We start from the raw sequence: 14,333 nt of genomic DNA, 5'->3' as shown, positions 1-14,333 counted from the left end.
ACAGGCTCTCAGTTTGGCTTTTCAAATGGCTTGTCGAAGGTGATTTTTGGATCCTTCCAGGGGCCTTGCACCTTGTATTGCACACTGGCGAAGCGCGAAACCCGGTCACCGATCAGCTTGTCGATCAAAAACAGCGCACCACCAATGGCCGGCGCACCGACAATCAGCGCCGCAATCGGCAGGTTGTTGGTCACAGGCAAGGTGACCAGCAATTTGGCGTCGACGCGATCGGCAACCAGATCCAGGGTGCCGTTAAGCTCCAGATTGGTGGAAGGCCCGGTCATGGTGATGGGCTCGCGGGTCACGAACACGCCATTACTGGCGGCCAACAAGCCCTTGACCCTGTCGTAGCTCAAGCCCTTGCCGAACAAGTCGGAAAAGTCCAAACGCAAACGCCGGCCAATGGAGTTGAAGTTAAGCAGGCCAAACACTCGCAATGCCTGGGCCCCGCCCTCCACTTCGACGAACTGACCTTTACGGAACGCGGCATCCAGGCTGCCGGAAAACCGCTTGGGCCCGACCCAGGCCGGCGACCCCGGCCAGCGGCCATCCACGTCCAGATGAAAGTCTTCGCTGGTCACCGTAGGCGCAAAACCCCAGCCCTTGAGCACGTCGGCAATGTTGCGCCCATCGAGGCGGCCCTTGTACCAACTGCTGCTGGCGCCTGGCGCACCTTCCCAACCCCCAGCGCCCTTGAGCAGCATGCCCTTGAGGCCAAGGTCGAGGTTATTGAAGGCCAGGCCCTTGGCGGTCGGGCGGATTCTCAGCGACCAGGCTCCGATCAGGTCCGAGCCCTGGAACAGCTGGTCGACGGCAATATCCAGTGCCGGAATGCTCTTGGGGTCGATATCGGCCAGCGGGTCCGGCGCGTTTTCGTCCGCCTGCGCGGTCGGGTCTGGCGCAGGCAATTTCACATACTTGAGGTTGACCGCAATCGGCGCGCCTTTGGCGTCCGGCAGGTTCACCGCGCCCTTGGCTTGCTGGCTATCGAGTTGCAGGCCCCAGGCCGCTGGTTTGCGATCGAGCTGCAAGCTGACCTGGTCAAACTGGGTACCAAACCCGGTCAGCTTGCCCACTTTGAAGTCCGCACCGCTGAGCAGTTGCTTGGCATTGCCACCTGGATCATTGCCCGCGTAGCGATCCACAAGTTTCTTCCAGGGATCGATATCCAGTTCCGACAGCACGCCACGAATGCGCAGGCCCTTGGCACCGGGCAGCACGGCATCACCGTCGCCGAGGAACAGTTCGCCACGGCCATCATTGAACTTGTCCGGCGGCGCAGCAAAGGTGAAGTTAGCCAGCTCGCCGTAATCAAACCAGTAACGGCGTTCAGCGCCCTGCAAAGTCATGCGGAAGGTGCTGTCACGTCCTTGGCTGGCCGGCATGCCGAACGGTGCCGGCAGGTCCACCGCGACACCCTTGAGGTTGGAGTTGACCATCAATTGGCTGTCCGCGCCGTCGAGGATCACTTGCAACTGGTACGGAATATCGCCGGAGACCGGCAACGGCTGGCTGATTTTCAACCAGTCCGTAAGGCGCTTGACGGTGACCTGGCCATTGGCAGTCACCCGCGTGCTGATATTACCCGGTTTGCCTTCGGCAAAGATCTGCGCCGTGATGGGGCGGTCGAACGCCTGGGCCGAGATCTTCTGCCCGCTCAGGCCCTTGGCGCTGTCGAAGCGAAAATCACCCTTGAGCTGGGTCAGGTCCAGCGGCGGTTCCGCCAATTGCAGGCGCGCTTTGTCGGTCTTGAAGTCCACCACGATCTTGGGCTCAGTGCCTTTGGCCAGCGGTACGTCCAGGTCCAGGCTACCTTGCAGGTCGCCCTCGCCTTTCCAGCCAGCGAACGTAGACGCCGTGCCAATCGGCGCTTCTTGAAGGATCTTCAGGCCGTCGCCCAAACCGCCGGAAAACCCGCCTGTGAGCAGCAGATGACTGTCCCCGCCCGCTGGGGCGTGGGGGATATTGACGTAGACATCCTTGACCTGGGTGTCGAGCAATTGGCCCTTGCTCGCCAGAATGCGTACGCCGCTTTCCTCGACAAACACTTCGCCATTGACCTTGTTCACGTGCGGCCAGCCCGGCTGGAAGGCGAGTTCGGCATCATGCACCTTGAAGAACAGGCTGATATTGCGCGACGCGGGCAGTGCATTGTGGCTGAGCGAACCCTGGTACTGGAAGAAGCCTTCGTCCACCGCGCCCTTGAGGATCGCCGTGCGCAACCACTCATCCAGCGCCGGGCTCAACACGGCGGGCAGGTACTTGGGGGTGAAACGGCCATCGCCATCGACCATGCCGACCCGCAGGTCCATGTAGTCTTCCTGGCTGTGGTCGAAATGCAGGCGAATCAGGAAGTCCGCCGCCACCTTGCCTTCCTCGCCCAGTACCTTGATATATGGGGCGATCAGGGTGAAGCCTTGCTTGTCCAGCTTCCAGGTCAGGCGTGCATTGGCCTGGATGTACTGCCACGGCTTGGCGAAGATCGGATACAGATGCAAGGAAAAGTCCTTGCTGTCCATGCGCAACTCGCCCTGGCCCAGGTCGCCACTGATGCTGCCGGACACATTGCGTGCGGCTGGCGCGCCAAAGTAGGCATCGAAGCCGACACGTTCCAGGTTGGCGGCAAAACTGAGTTTTCGGTCGGTGGTGTCTTGCGGTCGGAAGTCCACCAGCACATTGCGTAACAGGCCAGTGGCTTTGAGGTGTTCGACGGCCTTGGCGAAACCGTCCGGCAGCGGCGCCAAGGCGTTGAGCAGCGGGGTAATGGGGGCCAGGTCGAGACGGTCGGCCTGCAATTTCCACACCTCCTGTTCTTTGTCGGTCGCCAGGTTTTGCTGCAATTGCAGGCGCGATTCCCAGCGGGTTTCGCCAATGTTCATCGCCAGGGAATCAAACAGCACCTTGAGGCCAGTGTCACTGCGTTGCAGGTAGGCGGTCAGGGCCAGGTTTTCAAGGTGCACCGGCTTACGGTCGGCGTAGCTGCCCTTCACTTGGGGCGAATTGAGGCGTACCGCCGCGCTTTGCACCGTGCCTTTGGCCCAACTGAGCCAAAACTCACCGCCGGCCTTCAATTGCGTCAGCTTCCATTGCTGGGTCAGCCTGGCGGGAATCCACTTGGCCCAGTCGCTTTGCGGCAAACTCAGGTAGGCATCGACCTCAGCGTCTTTCCACTGACTGGCGCGAATGCGGCTGCGCAGGCTGACCGCCAACGGTTGGCCATCGGGCAATGTCAGGCGAGCGTCCAGACGCTGCTGGCTCATGCCGGTGTGCAGGCTCAGGCCCACATAGGTCACGGTCACTGGTGCCTGGTCGAAGGGTTGCAGGGTCACCTGGCTGTCCAGCACCGACACGCGCTTGACCATTTGCATGCGCGTCAGCAGTTGTTGCGGGTCCAACGGCTGGTCGTCCTGCACCGGCAAGCCTTGCAGGGTCCAGCGGCCGTCCTGGTTCTCCTTGACACTCAGTTGCAAGCCACTGACTTGCAGATGGGCGATACGCACTTCGCGGGCCATCAGGCTGGCCCACATATCCGGCACCACTTCCACCTGGTCCAGGCGCAAGGCACTGCTGCCCTCGCCGACCATGACGTCGTGGGCCAGCAATACCGGGGCAAACCCGCTCCAACGGCCTTCAAGACTACCGATGTGCAGCGGCGTATCCAGCGCAGCCTGGGCCTTGGCCTCGACTTCGGCGCGGTATTCAGCCACCAGCGGGGTGAGTTCGCGCCCCAGGCTCACATACACCGCCGCCAATACCAGCGACAACGCACACAGGCCCAGGCCCCAACGGGTCAAAGCGGCAAAAAAGCGTATCAGACGCTCCATGTCAGGCGACCCTCAAAAAACAGTTAGCGGACGGCAGATCAAGGTCTGCCGGTCTCGAAGAAAGTGCACAGTTGGGGATCAGAGCAACACCACGTCGTATTGTTCCTGGGAATACATGGTTTCGACCTGGAAGCGAATCGTGCGACCGATAAAACTTTCCAGTTCGGCGACGTTACCGGACTCTTCGTCCAGCAGGCGATCCACCACTTTCTGATTGGCAAGTACTCTATAACCTTCGGCCTGATAGGCGCGTGCCTCCCGCAGGATCTCGCGGAAAATCTCGTAGCAAACCGTTTCCGGGGTCTTCAGTTTGCCGCGCCCTTGGCAACTGCTGCACGGCTCGCACAGGACCTGTTCCAGGCTTTCACGCGTGCGCTTGCGAGTCATCTGCACCAGGCCCAACTCGGTGATGCCGATGATGTTGGTCTTGGCGTGATCGCGCTCCAGTTGCTTCTCAAGCGTACGCAGCACCTGGCGCTGGTGCTCTTCATCTTCCATGTCGATGAAGTCGATGATGATGATGCCGCCCAGGTTGCGCAGGCGCAGTTGGCGGGCAATAGCGGTAGCCGCCTCGAGATTGGTCTTGAAGATGGTCTCTTCAAGGTTGCGATGGCCCACGAATGCGCCGGTATTGACGTCGATGGTGGTCATGGCTTCTGCCGGGTCTACCACCAGGTAGCCGCCGGACTTGAGTGGCACCTTGCGTTCCAGGGCTTTCTGGATTTCGTCTTCGACGCCATACAGGTCGAATATCGGCCGCTCGCCGGGGTAGTGTTCCAGGCGATCGGCGATTTCTGGCATCAACTCAGCGACAAATTGCGTGGTGCGCTGGAAGGTTTCCCGCGAGTCGATGCGAATTTTCTCGATCTTCGGGCTGACCAGGTCGCGCAGCGTGCGCAGCGCCAAGCCAAGGTCTTCATAAATGACGCTGGGCGCGCCGATGGTCTTGATCTGCGCGTCGATCTGATCCCACAGGCGCCGCAGGTAGCGAATATCCATGAGGATCTCGTCAGCGCCAGCGCCTTCTGCGGCGGTGCGCAGGATAAACCCGCCCGCTTCCTTGATGCCCTCGGCGGCGACGCAGTCGCTGACCACCTTCTTCAGGCGCTCGCGCTCGGCTTCATCTTCGATCTTCAGGGAAATGCCCACATGGGCAGTGCGCGGCATGTACACCAGGTATCGCGAGGGAATCGACAACTGGGTGGTCAAGCGGGCTCCCTTGGAACCGATAGGGTCCTTGGTGACTTGCACCACCAGGCTCTGGCCCTCGTGCACCAGAGCGCTGATGCTTTCCACCGCAGGGCCCTCGCGCAGGGAAATTTCCGAGGCATGGATAAACGCTGCACGGTCCAGGCCGATGTCGACGAAGGCCGCCTGCATGCCCGGCAATACACGCACCACCTTGCCTTTGTAGATATTGCCGACGATCCCGCGCTTTTGGGTGCGTTCGACATGCACTTCTTGCAGAACACCGTTCTCTACCACCGCCACGCGCGATTCCATCGGCGTGATATTGATCAGAATCTCTTCACTCATGGCTGGGTCTCGTTCAGGCGTTTTCACAATAGTGACCGGTCGCTTAAGGCTTGGCGCTGGAATACGGCGTTCAGCACACGGTAAGGTTTTGCCAACAGGGTATGCCGAATTGCGCCAGGAGTTGCGCGGTTTCGCACACAGGCAGGCCCACCACCGCGGAATAACTGCCATTGAGCCCGGCAACGAACACCGAACCCAACCCCTGGATAGCATAGCCGCCGGCCTTGTCCTGCGGTTCACCACTGTGCCAGTAGGCGGTAGCCTCCTGATCAGAAACCTCGCGAAAACGTACACGACTGCTTACACATCGGGTTTCGCAACGCTGGCCGTCAGTCAGGGCAATGGCGGTGAGCACTTCATGTTCTCGACCGGAAAGTGCCATCAGCATCGCCAGCGCATCGGCCTGGTCAACGGGCTTGCCCAGGATCTGGCCATCCACGATCACAGCCGTATCGGCCCCCAATACACAGGCGCCCAAGGTATGGCCAAGCGCAATAAAGCCCGCCGTCGCCTTGCCGCGCGCAAGGCGCTCGACATAGGCAACGGCAGGCTCGTTGGCAAGAGGGGTTTCATCAATAGCGGCGCTGACCACGGTGAAGGGCACACCGATCTGGGTCAACAGCTCACGTCGCCGCGGGGAGCCCGAGGCCAGGTAAAGCGAATTCATTGCAGCCTCTCCCTGTTGAGTTCGATAACCAGGCAGAGCCTCGCAACCATTCAATTGATTTTATAGCGCCGACGCAGCCCGCGCAGGCCAAAACTGATCCAGGGCCACAACAATGCACTGACCAGCGCCGGCAAGACCAACGCGAGCGTAGGCTGACGGTTGCCGGTCAAGGCGCTCAGCCACAGTTGCACCAACTGCGCCAGGCCGAAGATCACCAGGATCACCAGGCACTGCTGCCACATCGGGAACATGCGCAGGCGCTGTTGCAACGACAGCACCAGGAAGGTAATCAGTGTCAGGATCAACGCGTTCTGGCCCAGCAAGGTGCCATACAGCACATCTTCGGCCAACCCCAGGCACATGGCCGTGACCATGCCCACCTTGTGCGGCAGGTTCAACGACCAGAACGCCAGCAACAAGGCCAGCCAGAGCGGGCGCAGGATTTCCATGAACTGCGGCAGCGGCGAAACGCTGAGCAGCAAGCCGATGGCGAAGGTCAGCCAGACGATCCAGCCATTGCGTGAATGAGTACCCGCCATTAGTCCCCCCTCTGCGGTGTGGTGGCCGGAGCGGCGGTCGGTTTAGCCGGGCGCGCGTTATGCGCGGCAGGTTTGGCCGGCGTTGTCACAGGTGCTGCCGGTGCAGGTGACGTGGCTGGCGCGGGTGCAGGCGGACCAACAAAAGCAGGTTTTGGCACCGTGGCCGGCACGATAGGCGCGGTGCCATTCTGCTGGTCCTCCGCTTCCTGGGCCTGGGCAGCGTCGTTAGCGCGCTCTTCCGGGGTGCGGTTGTCGCTGAACACCAGCAGCAGGTAACGGCTGCGGTTCAGCGCGGCAGTCGGTACCGCCCGAACGATAGCGAACGGCTGGCCGGAATCGTGGATCACCTCTTTGACCGTCGCCACCGGATAACCCGCCGGGAAGCGCTGGCCCAGGCCAGAGCTGACCAACAGGTCGCCCTCCTTGATGTCAGCGGTGTCGGCCACATGGCGCAGTTCCAGGCGTTCCGGGTTACCGGTGCCGCTGGCAATCGCGCGCAAACCGTTACGGTTGACCTGTACCGGAATGCTATGGGTAGTGTCCGTCAGCAACAGCACCCGCGAGGTGTAGGGCATCAACTCCACCACCTGGCCCATCAGGCCACGGGCGTCGAGCACCGGCTGACCAAGCACCACACCGTCGCGCTCACCCTTGTTGATGATGATGCGGTGGGTAAAGGGGTTGGGGTCCATACCGATCAGTTCGGCCACTTCGACCTTTTCGTTGACCAGTGCGGAAGAATTGAGCAACTCGCGCAGCCGAACGTTCTGCTCGGTGAGGGCCGCCAGCTTTTGCATGCGCCCCTGCAACAGCAGGTTTTCAGTCTTGAGTTTTTCGTTCTCGGCGACCAGTTCGGTGCGGCTGCCAAATTGGCTGGACACGCCCTGGAAGAGACGTTGCGGCAGGTCGGTGATCCAGTAGGTCTGCATCAACACCAGCGACATCTGGCTGCGCACCGGCTTGAGCAGTGCAAAGCGGGCATCGACCACCATCAGCGCGACCGAAAGCACGGTCAGCACCAATAAGCGCACACCCAATGAGGGGCCTTTGGCGAAAAGCGGTTTAATAAGCCGCTCCTCCCAGGCAAATGTTCTCTTTATTCATACGGCATCAAACCGGCCTGGATGCAGATTGAAGAAGATAAACGCCAACAGGCAGCACTGCAAAGTGCTGCCTGCCGACGAAGCATGAACCATCCAGGCAATCTTATTCGCTGGAGAGCAGGTCCATGGTGTGTTTATCCATCATTTCCAGCGCACGACCACCGCCACGGGCAACGCAGGTCAACGGGTCTTCGGCGACGATCACCGGCAGGCCGGTTTCCTGGGCCAGCAACTTGTCGAGGTCGCGCAACAAGGCGCCACCACCGGTCAGTACCAGGCCACGCTCGGCGATATCGGAAGCCAGCTCCGGCGGCGATTGCTCCAGGGCACTTTTCACAGCCTGAACGATGGTGGCCAGGGACTCTTGCAGAGCCTCCAGCACTTCATTGGAGTTCAGGGTGAAGGCACGTGGAACGCCTTCGGCCAGGTTGCGACCGCGCACATCGACTTCGCGCACTTCGCCGCCTGGGTAAGCGGTGCCGATTTCCTGCTTGATGCGCTCGGCGGTGGATTCGCCGATCAGGCTGCCGTAGTTACGACGCACATAAGTGATGATCGCTTCGTCGAAGCGGTCGCCGCCCACGCGCACGGATTCGGCATACACCACACCGTTCAGGGAAATCAGGGCGATTTCGGTAGTACCACCACCGATATCCACCACCATCGAACCGCGCGCTTCTTCCACCGGCAGGCCGGCACCGATCGCAGCCGCCATCGGCTCTTCGATCAGGAATACTTCACGGGCACCGGCGCCAAGGGCCGATTCACGGATGGCGCGACGCTCCACCTGGGTGGACTTGCACGGAACGCAGATCAGCACGCGAGGGCTGGGCTGCAGAAAACTGTTTTCGTGAACTTTGTTGATGAAGTACTGCAGCATCTTTTCGCAGACGCTGAAATCGGCGATCACGCCATCCTTCATCGGACGAATGGCAGCAATATTGCCTGGTGTACGGCCGAGCATGCGCTTGGCCTCGGTGCCAACGGCAACGACACTTTTCTGATTACCATGGGTCCGAATGGCCACAACCGATGGCTCATTCAGAACGATTCCGCGCTCGCGCACGTAAATAAGGGTGTTGGCAGTGCCCAGGTCAATGGAGAGATCGCTGGAAAACATGCCACGCAGTTTCTTGAACATGGGGAAAGGACCCTAGGCAACGCGTGGGTAAAAAAGTGCGGCAAACTCTAACAACGACAGGGATTTTGGGCAAGGCGCCAATGTGCTAAATTGGCCGACTTTCTGTGCACCAACCCCCACAATCGCGGCCTTATGACCGTAGAAATGCGGTAGTGTTCCGACAATCTAACACACGGACGCCCTCCGTTCTGTTTTCCACTGGAGAATCCCATGGCGCTTGAACGCTCCGACGTGGAAAAAATCGCACATTTGGCCTCGCTTGGCCTTAATGATGCCGATCTTCCACAGACCACCGCAGCCCTGAACAGCATTCTCGGGCTGGTCGACCAAATGCAGGCCGTGAATACCGACGGCATCGAGCCCCTGGCTCACCCACTGGAAGCCAGCCAGCGCCTGCGCGCAGACGTCGTGACCGAACGCAATAATCGCGAGGCCTACCAGTCCATCGCGCCAGCGGTCGAAAACGGCCTGTACCTGGTTCCGAAAGTCATCGACTAAAGGGAAAGAGCCTTTCATGCATCACATGACTCTGGCCGAGATCGCCCGCGGTCTCGCCGACAAATCGTTTTCTTCCGAAGAGCTGACCCAGACCTTGCTGGCGCGTATCGCCGCGCTCGATCCGAAGGTCAACAGCTTCATCAGCCTCACCGAGGAGCTGGCCCTGAGCCAGGCCAAGGCCGCCGACGCCCGTCGCGCCAACGGTGAGAATGGTGCGCTGCTCGGCGCACCGATCGCCCACAAGGACCTGTTCTGCACCCAGGGCATTCGCACCAGCTGCGGCTCGAAGATGCTCGACAACTTCAAGGCGCCCTACGACGCCACTGTGGTCGCCAAGCTGGCCGCCGCCGGCGCCGTGACCCTTGGCAAGACCAACATGGACGAATTCGCCATGGGTTCGGCCAACGAGTCCAGCTACTACGGCGCGGTGAAAAACCCGTGGAACCTGGAACACGTCCCGGGTGGTTCGTCCGGTGGTTCGGCGGCGGCCGTGGCCGCGCGCTTCCTGCCGGCCGCTACCGCCACCGATACCGGCGGTTCGATCCGCCAGCCAGCCGCCTTCACCAACCTCACCGGCCTGAAGCCGACCTATGGTCGCGTTTCCCGCTGGGGCATGATCGCCTACGCCTCAAGTCTCGATCAGGGCGGCCCTCTGGCACGCACGGCTGAAGACTGCGCAATATTGTTACAAGGCATGGCAGGCTTCGATAAACAGGACTCCACCAGCATCGACGAGCCAGTGCCGGACTACAGCGCCAGCCTGAACACCTCGATCAAGGGCCTGCGCATCGGCGTGCCGAAGGAATACTTCAGCGCTGGCCTCGACCCGCGTATCGCCGAACTGGTGCAAAACAGCATCAAAGAGCTCGAAAAGCTTGGCGCCGTGATCAAGGAAATCAGCCTGCCGAACAACCAGCACGCGATTCCCGCCTACTACGTGATCGCGCCAGCAGAGGCCTCTTCCAACCTGTCGCGTTTCGACGGCGTGCGCTTCGGCTATCGCTGCGAGAACCCGAAAGACCTCACCGACCTGTACAAACGCTCCCGCGGCGAAGGCTTCGGCAGTGAAGTGCAGCGCCGGATCATGGTCGGTGCTTATGCCCTGTCCGCCGGCTACTACGACGCGTACTACCTCAAGGCGCAAAAAATCCGTCGCCTGATCAAGAACGACTTCATGGCCGCCTTTGAAGAAGTCGATGTGATCCTCGGCCCGACCGCGCCAAACCTGGCGTGGAAGATCGGCGCCAAGACCGGCGACCCGATCGCCGAGTACCTGGAAGACCTCTACACCATCACCGCCAACCTCGCGGGCTTGCCGGGCTTGTCCATGCCCGCAGGTTTCGTCGATGGCCTGCCGGTGGGCGTGCAATTGCTCGCCCCGTATTTCCAGGAAGGCCGCCTGCTCAATGTGGCGCACCAGTACCAGTTGAATACCGACTGGCACACCCGCACCCCTACCGGCTTCTGAGGAGAACACTATGCAATGGGAAGTTGTGATCGGGCTGGAGATTCATACCCAGCTCGCCACCCAATCGAAGATTTTCTCCGGTAGCGCCACCACGTTCGGCTCCGAACCCAATACCCAGGCCAGCCTGGTCGACCTGGGCATGCCCGGCGTGCTGCCGGTGCTGAACCAGGAAGCGGTGCGCATGGCCGTGATGTTCGGCTTGGCGATTGACGCCGAGATCGGCCAGCACAACGTGTTTGCGCGCAAGAACTACTTCTACCCGGACCTGCCCAAGGGCTACCAGATCAGCCAGATGGAACTGCCGATTGTCGGCAAGGGCCACCTGGACATTCCCCTGGAAGACGGCACCATCAAGCGCGTCGGCGTCACCCGTGCGCACCTGGAAGAAGACGCCGGCAAAAGCCTGCACGAAGAATTCCCGGGCGCTACCGGTATCGACCTGAACCGTGCTGGCACGCCGCTGCTGGAGATCGTGTCCGAGCCGGACATGCGCAGCGCCAAGGAAGCCGTGGCCTACGTCAAGACCATCCACGCGCTGGTGCGCTACCTGGGCATCTGCGACGGCAACATGGCCGAAGGCTCGCTGCGTTGCGACTGCAACGTGTCGATCCGCCCCAAGGGCCAGGTCGAGTTCGGCACCCGCTGCGAGATCAAGAACGTCAACTCGTTCCGCTTCATCGAGAAAGCGATCAACAGCGAAGTACGTCGCCAGATCGAGCTGATCGAAGACGGCGGCAAGGTGATCCAGCAAACGCGCCTGTACGACCCGAACAAAGACGAAACCCGCGCCATGCGCAGCAAAGAGGAAGCCAACGACTACCGTTACTTCCCCGACCCGGACCTGTTGCCGGTGGTGCTGGAGGATTCCTTCCTCAATGACATCCGCGCCACCCTGCCGGAACTGCCGCAGCAAAAACGCGAGCGCTTCCAGGAGCAGTTCGGCCTGTCGGTCTACGATGCCAGCGTCCTGGCCTCCAGCCGTGAACAAGCCAACTACTTCGAAAAAGTCGTGAGCATTGCCGGCGACGCCAAGCTGGCGGCCAACTGGGTGATGGTCGAGCTGGGCAGCCTGTTGAACAAACAAGGCCTGGAAATCGACGAAGCGCCGGTCACCGCCGAACAACTGGGTGGCATGCTGCTGCGCATCAAGGACAACACCATCTCCGGCAAAATTGCCAAGACGGTGTTTGAAGCGATGGCCGCAGGTGAAGGCAATGCCGACGAGATCATCGAGAAGCGTGGCCTCAAGCAAGTCACCGACAGCGGCGCCATCTCGGCCGTACTCGATGAAATGCTCGCGGCCAATGCCGAGCAGGTCGAGCAATACCGTGCGGCAGACGAAGCCAAGCGCGGCAAGATGTTCGGCTTCTTTGTCGGCCAGGCGATGAAAGCCTCCAAGGGCAAAGCCAACCCGCAACAGGTGAACGAACTGCTCAAAAGCAAGCTCGAAGGCTGATTGCAGTGAAATGGTTGGAGCAGAATCCAAATTCTGGCTCTAACTCCTGTGGGAGCGGGCTTGCTCGCGAAAGCGGACTGACAGCCAACATATATGTTGAATGTTCTACCGCATTCGCGAGCAAGCCCGCTCCCACATTTGTTACCGGGGCATATCTGAAATGAAGCGTCTACTCGGCCTCCTGGCCCTGTCCTCCCTGCTGGCCGGTTGCGCCAGCGGCCTCATCGACCCCAACGGCTACGACGAAACCGGCACCGCGTCTTATTACGGCGCCAAGCACCATGGCAAGAAAACCGCCAGCGGTGAACCTTTCAACCAGAACGCCTTGACCGCCGCCCATCGGCGCCTGCCCTTCGGCACCCAGGTCAAGGTGACCAACCTCGACAACAACCGTTCTGTCGTGGTGCGTATCACTGATCGCGGCCCGCATACCCGTGGGCGCCTGATCGACCTTTCACGCAAGGCTGCCGAGCAGTTGCGCATGCTGCGCAGCGGTACCGCACGGGTACGCGTGCAAGCCCTGAACAACTGATCGAGGCAGCCTTGAGCATTTTCGGATTGAACGCCCTCTCACCCTGGAGCCTGCTCGAACTGGTGGGCGGCCTGATCTTGCTGATCATCGGCGCTGAAATCCTGGTACGCGCCGCGGTACGCCTGGCGGCGAGCCTCAAGGTGCGGCCACTGATCATCGGCTTGAGCATCGTCGCCTTCGGCAGCAGTGCGCCACAGATGACCGTCAGTCTTCAGGCCACGCTGGCTGGCAACACGGACATTGCCGTAGGCAGCGTCATCGGCAGCAGCATCTTCAATATCCTTGTGACCCTGGGTTTGTCCGCACTGATCATTCCGCTGCGGGTCTCGCGGCAGCTGGTGCGCGTGGATATCCCGGTGATGATCGTCGCCGGCCTGCTGGTATTTATCCTGGCGGCTAACGAAATGCTGACGCCCTTCGATGGCGCCGTGCTGCTGGTGGCGCTGGTGGCCTACCTTGGCGTATTGCATTACCAGACGCGTCATTCCCGCCGCCCGCGCACTCTGGACACCGTGGCGAAGGCGCCATGGCTGAGCAGTGTGCTGCTGATGCTCGGCGGTTTGCTGGTGCTGGTGCTGGCCGGGCATTTGTTGCTCGGCGCAGCGGTGGAGGTGGCGGGCGATCTCGGATTGTCGGAGCGCGTCATCGGCCTCACGTTGATCGGCGTCGGCACCTCGCTGCCGTGCCTTGCCACGTCGCTGATCGCCGCGTTGCGTGGCGAACGGGAGATTGCCGTAGGCAACGTGATCGGCAGCAACCTGTTCAACCTGCTCGGCGTGCTGGGTTTTACCGCACTGGTGGCGCCGACACCGCTTTCGGTATCACCCAACGCCCTGGACTTCGATTTACCGGTGATGCTCGGCGCCATCATCCTGTGCCTGCCGGTGTTCTATACCGGCTATCGGGTAACACGTATCGAAGGGCTGGTGCTGCTGGGGCTGTACCTGGCGTACGGGCTGCATGTCATGGCCTTCACCACGGGCATGCCGCTGGCCAACAAGCTTGAACAATTGATGCTGTATTACGTCCTGCCAGCGTTAGTGGTTTTGCTGTTGTTCACCTCACTGCGCGCCTGGCACCGCCAACACAAGAGGGAATCGCAATGACCGATCAGAAAAAACCCGGGGTTGAAGTACGTCGCCAGGTCATGGGCGATGCGTTCGTCGACCGCGCCCTGGACAATGCCACGGCGTTCACCCAGCCGCTGCAGGACTTCGTCAACGAGCACGCGTGGGGCAGCGTCTGGAACCGCGAGGGTTTGCCGCTCAAGACCCGCAGCCTGATCACCCTCGCCGCCCTCACCGCCCTCAAGTGCCCGCAGGAACTCAAGGGCCATGTGCGCGGTGCACTGAATAATGGCTGTACGGTGGAGGAGATCCGCGAAGCGCTGCTGCATTGCGCGGTGTATGCCGGGGTGCCGGCGGCGATTGATGCGTTTCGGGCGGCGCAGGAAGTGATTGAGGCGTATCAGGCCGATCAGCAGTGACTGCCAGATAGTTATCGCAGGCAAGCCAGCTCCCACACTTGAGAGTATTCACACATCCACATGTGGGAGCTGGCTTGTCGGGT

The 14,333-nt window shown here is 60.9% G+C and carries 12 protein-coding genes; 6 read left to right on the top strand and 6 right to left on the bottom strand.

Going from position 1 to position 14,333, the window contains the following annotated elements; genetic code table 11:
* Positions 1–8 precede the first annotated feature (8 nt).
* From BMH52_RS07000 to mreB, 6 genes are all read right to left on the bottom strand, one after another.
* Entirely contained in the window at positions 9–3,824 is a 3,816-nt protein-coding gene (locus BMH52_RS07000) for a YhdP family protein (RefSeq protein ID WP_020301267.1), read from the bottom strand.
* 78 nt (positions 3,825–3,902) lie between these two features.
* Positions 3,903–5,360 (bottom strand): ribonuclease G, encoded by a 1,458-nt coding sequence (rng, locus tag BMH52_RS06995; protein WP_003188562.1) that lies wholly within the window; start codon positions 5,358–5,360, stop codon positions 3,903–3,905.
* A gap of 70 nt (positions 5,361–5,430) precedes the next feature.
* Positions 5,431–6,027: a nucleoside triphosphate pyrophosphatase gene (locus tag BMH52_RS06990; protein WP_038448932.1), complete on the bottom strand. Its 597-nt coding sequence runs from the start codon at positions 6,025–6,027 to the stop codon at positions 5,431–5,433.
* 50 nt (positions 6,028–6,077) lie between these two features.
* Positions 6,078–6,566 (bottom strand): rod shape-determining protein MreD, encoded by a 489-nt coding sequence (gene mreD, locus BMH52_RS06985; RefSeq protein ID WP_003188558.1) that lies wholly within the window; start codon positions 6,564–6,566, stop codon positions 6,078–6,080.
* Positions 6,566–7,633, bottom strand: a complete 1,068-nt coding sequence (gene mreC / locus BMH52_RS06980) for a rod shape-determining protein MreC (protein ID WP_072434182.1) — start codon at positions 7,631–7,633, stop codon at positions 6,566–6,568. The genes mreD and mreC overlap by 1 nt, the downstream gene beginning before the upstream one ends.
* Before the next feature lie 139 nt (positions 7,634–7,772).
* Positions 7,773–8,810: a rod shape-determining protein MreB gene (gene mreB / locus BMH52_RS06975; RefSeq protein ID WP_002555108.1), complete on the bottom strand. Its 1,038-nt coding sequence runs from the start codon at positions 8,808–8,810 to the stop codon at positions 7,773–7,775.
* 210 nt (positions 8,811–9,020) lie between these two features.
* Here mreB and gatC point away from each other — a divergent pair, with 210 nt between their 5' ends.
* The 6 genes from gatC to BMH52_RS06945 all read left to right on the top strand — a co-directional run bounded on the left by gatC (position 9,021) and on the right by BMH52_RS06945 (position 14,250).
* Entirely contained in the window at positions 9,021–9,308 is a 288-nt protein-coding gene (gene gatC, locus BMH52_RS06970; protein WP_003188556.1) for an Asp-tRNA(Asn)/Glu-tRNA(Gln) amidotransferase subunit GatC, read from the top strand.
* A 16-nt stretch (positions 9,309–9,324) separates the two neighbouring features.
* Positions 9,325–10,776: an Asp-tRNA(Asn)/Glu-tRNA(Gln) amidotransferase subunit GatA gene (gene gatA, locus BMH52_RS06965; RefSeq protein ID WP_014716920.1), complete on the top strand. Its 1,452-nt coding sequence runs from the start codon at positions 9,325–9,327 to the stop codon at positions 10,774–10,776.
* A 10-nt stretch (positions 10,777–10,786) separates the two neighbouring features.
* Positions 10,787–12,232, top strand: a complete 1,446-nt coding sequence (gene gatB / locus BMH52_RS06960; RefSeq protein ID WP_005784800.1) for an Asp-tRNA(Asn)/Glu-tRNA(Gln) amidotransferase subunit GatB — start codon at positions 10,787–10,789, stop codon at positions 12,230–12,232.
* Between the two features lie 160 nt (positions 12,233–12,392).
* Positions 12,393–12,764, top strand: a complete 372-nt coding sequence (locus BMH52_RS06955; protein ID WP_014716919.1) for a septal ring lytic transglycosylase RlpA family protein — start codon at positions 12,393–12,395, stop codon at positions 12,762–12,764.
* 26 nt (positions 12,765–12,790) lie between these two features.
* Entirely contained in the window at positions 12,791–13,870 is a 1,080-nt protein-coding gene (locus BMH52_RS06950) for a calcium/sodium antiporter (protein ID WP_014716918.1), read from the top strand.
* Positions 13,867–14,250 (top strand): carboxymuconolactone decarboxylase family protein, encoded by a 384-nt coding sequence (locus tag BMH52_RS06945; protein ID WP_073843261.1) that lies wholly within the window; start codon positions 13,867–13,869, stop codon positions 14,248–14,250. Before BMH52_RS06950 ends, BMH52_RS06945 begins: the two co-directional genes overlap by 4 nt.
* The last annotated feature ends 83 nt before the right edge of the window (positions 14,251–14,333 follow it).

Origin of the sequence: Pseudomonas sp. BTN1 (genome assembly GCF_001907715.1) — a bacterium.
Classification (GTDB): domain Bacteria; phylum Pseudomonadota; class Gammaproteobacteria; order Pseudomonadales; family Pseudomonadaceae; genus Aquipseudomonas; species Aquipseudomonas paracarnis.
This window is presented reverse-complemented; position numbering and strand designations above follow the sequence as displayed.

What these genes read in the sequence shown, in the direction of transcription:
- BMH52_RS07000 (WP_020301267.1), bottom strand. Translation starts at nt 3,824, where the DNA reads ATGGAGCGTCTGATACGCTTTTTTGCCGCTTTGACCCGTTGGGGCCTG.
- BMH52_RS06955 (WP_014716919.1), top strand. Translation starts at nt 12,393, where the DNA reads ATGAAGCGTCTACTCGGCCTCCTGGCCCTGTCCTCCCTGCTGGCCGGT.
- gatB (WP_005784800.1), top strand. Translation starts at nt 10,787, where the DNA reads ATGCAATGGGAAGTTGTGATCGGGCTGGAGATTCATACCCAGCTCGCC.
- mreD (WP_003188558.1), bottom strand. Translation starts at nt 6,566, where the DNA reads ATGGCGGGTACTCATTCACGCAATGGCTGGATCGTCTGGCTGACCTTC.
- gatC (WP_003188556.1), top strand. Translation starts at nt 9,021, where the DNA reads ATGGCGCTTGAACGCTCCGACGTGGAAAAAATCGCACATTTGGCCTCG.
- BMH52_RS06945 (WP_073843261.1), top strand. Translation starts at nt 13,867, where the DNA reads ATGACCGATCAGAAAAAACCCGGGGTTGAAGTACGTCGCCAGGTCATG.
- mreB (WP_002555108.1), bottom strand. Translation starts at nt 8,810, where the DNA reads ATGTTCAAGAAACTGCGTGGCATGTTTTCCAGCGATCTCTCCATTGAC.
- BMH52_RS06990 (WP_038448932.1), bottom strand. Translation starts at nt 6,027, where the DNA reads ATGAATTCGCTTTACCTGGCCTCGGGCTCCCCGCGGCGACGTGAGCTG.
- rng (WP_003188562.1), bottom strand. Translation starts at nt 5,360, where the DNA reads ATGAGTGAAGAGATTCTGATCAATATCACGCCGATGGAATCGCGCGTG.
- gatA (WP_014716920.1), top strand. Translation starts at nt 9,325, where the DNA reads ATGCATCACATGACTCTGGCCGAGATCGCCCGCGGTCTCGCCGACAAA.